The organism is Thiorhodococcus minor (genome assembly GCF_010820565.1).
Lineage (GTDB): Bacteria > Pseudomonadota > Gammaproteobacteria > Chromatiales > Chromatiaceae > Thiorhodococcus > Thiorhodococcus minor.
The window spans coordinates 1-2,247 of record NZ_JAAIJQ010000214.1 but is presented as its reverse complement, the minus strand read 5'-3'; the positions used below and the strand labels follow the sequence as shown (position 1 = coordinate 2,247).

The following is a 2,247-nucleotide window of genomic DNA, read 5'->3' as shown; positions in this document are numbered from 1 at the left end:
TGCGCCTGCGCTATGGCCACGCGACCGCCAATGCCGACTCATACCATGCGCTCGCGGCTTGATGCGCCCGCGCTCGGTAGGTTGCAGCCTATTCAAGCTTGGTCAAGGGTAAGCAATAATGGAGCTACGTATCAGAGGCAAACAAGCCATTCAAGGGAAAGTAGAGTGCAGCGGCGCGAAGAATAGCGCGACCAGAATTCTCGCTGCAGCGCTCCTGTCACAGGGTAGGGTACATTTGCGCAACTTTCCTCTTTTGCTTGAGGATGTACAAGCGAAGCTCGCTTTTATGCGAGAGTTAGGCGCGGAATTTACCGAGTGGCGCGACACCTCTGAACTAGAAATTGTCACGCCAAGTCTAGCATTCGATAGTATCAGCGACTACAAGCTGCCGATCCGAACTACATACCTGCTTGCTGCCGGCGCTTTGGCCCGTACCGGCTATGCCTTCGTACCTTATCCCGGGGGTTGCAAAATCGGTAGCCGCGGCTATGACTTACACATGATGGTCTGGCGGAAGTTCGGCTGCGATGTAGTGGAGGAACAAGAGTACATCTCTGTGGTGGGTCGGCTTCGTGGAGCGACGATCGATTTCCCGATCTCGACAGTGGGCGGCACAGAGAACGCTTTGTTGTGTGCTGTTGTGGCCGATGGCGAGACAACGATACGCAATGCCTATGTGACGCCTGAGGTCCGGGATCTAATCGCGTTTCTCCTCGAAATGGGGGCACGTATCGAATTAGAGGGGACAAGCCTGATCCGAGTAGAGGGGACTGATGGCCTTCTGCACGGGGCATCTTATGTCATCATGCCCGATCGTGTTGAGGCACTGACCTGGATTATTCTCGGGATCGTCTCAGGTAGCGTCTTGCAAGTTTCGAATGTGCCCTTTGATTCGATGCAGGTCCCATTGATCCATTTGCACGAGGCAGGCATTGATCTCTACCGAAATAGCGGAAGTGTCTTTATTACTCCAGCGTGTACTGGATTACCTGGTATTCAACCTTTTGAAGTGGCCTGCGGTGCTCACCCTGGAGTAGTTTCCGATATGCAGCCGTTCTTCGCCTTTCTAGCGTTATTCGGGAACGGGAGGTCTGTGATCCACGACTACCGGTACCCTGAACGGATCGCATATGCACGTCAACTCGAGAAGTTCGCTCCAAGCAAGATCTCGGCGATCTCAGGTCGAATCCGAGTAGAGGGTCCGGTCGATCTCCAGGGTGCGGACGTTTGCTCGACAGATTTGCGCGGTAGCATGGCGCTCATCATGGCTGCGATTCTTGCCGAAGGCGAAAGCTGCGTACATGGGGTCGAACTTGCCCTTCGAGGATACAACAACTTACCCTGCAAGCTAGCTAGTCTCGGTGTCACCGCTGAATGGATCGATTGATGAAATACCCACTGGAGAAGACTGGAGTCGCGCAAGCACTGTATCGTCTGGTGCCGGGAGCAGTGACCTTTGATGTACCCCTCGCCAGAATAAGCCGATGGCGAATTGGAGGAAGCGCCGATGTCGTCGTCAGACCCCGGACAATCGAAGAAGTGCAGCGTGTTCAGGGTTGGCTATAAAACCACGGATTACCCCGCGTCGTCATTGGGGCAACCTCAAACCTGCTCTTCGCTGATGAGGGTATGAAGGCCGTTTGTATTCAAATAGCAGACAACCTTGCGTCAGTGTCTGTCAGTCGTAACGAAGTGATAGCTCAAGGTGGAGTATGGGTTCCGCGCCTGGCCCGACGGGCAATGCTCGAAGGCTTAACCGGAGCAGAGCACACCTGCGGTATACCGGGCACGCTTGGCGGATTGGTCTGCATGAACGGTGGTAGTCAGCGTAAAGGCATAGGGGAAAGCATTGTGGAGGTAACAAGCGTGGCTGTCGATGGGCAATTACATCACCGCGACCGCGACTCGTGCCAGTTTGGCTATCGGACGTCCGTTTTCCAGCGATCAGATGATGTCATAGTTGGGGTGCGACTCTCATTCGAATTGGTGTCAGACAAGGGCGCCGTTCGCCATGAAATGCTCGGTATACTCCGTAACCGCAGGAGCAAGTTTCCGTTAAGAGATGCAAATTGCGGCTCCGTCTTTCTAAGTGATCCCAGTATGTACGAGTTACATGGACCGCCTGGAGCTGTCATTGATCGGTTAGGGTTGAAAGGAAAACAGATAGGAGGGCTCTCCCGTTTGCTCTGGGGTTGTGATATCTTTAAAATCAATGGCTTGCCTGCTGCTTTCCGCTAGAACCCTATT

2 protein-coding genes and 1 pseudogene are annotated in these 2,247 nt (G+C 53.8%); all 3 read left to right on the top strand.

Going from position 1 to position 2,247, the window contains the following annotated elements; translation table 11 throughout:
• The first annotated feature begins 118 nt into the window (after nucleotides 1-118).
• Nucleotides 119-1,387 carry a UDP-N-acetylglucosamine 1-carboxyvinyltransferase gene (locus G3446_RS26390; protein ID WP_164456632.1) on the top strand — a complete coding sequence of 423 codons (1,269 nt, stop codon included), beginning with the start codon at nucleotides 119-121 and terminating at the stop codon, nucleotides 1,385-1,387.
• A gap of 194 nt (nucleotides 1,388-1,581) precedes the next feature.
• Nucleotides 1,582-1,881, top strand: a pseudogene (locus G3446_RS29380) (FAD-binding protein); the annotation flags it as partial.
• Between the two features lie 135 nt (nucleotides 1,882-2,016).
• Entirely contained in the window at nucleotides 2,017-2,238 is a 222-nt protein-coding gene (locus G3446_RS29375; protein ID WP_425338439.1) for a hypothetical protein, read from the top strand.
• The last annotated feature ends 9 nt before the right edge of the window (nucleotides 2,239-2,247 follow it).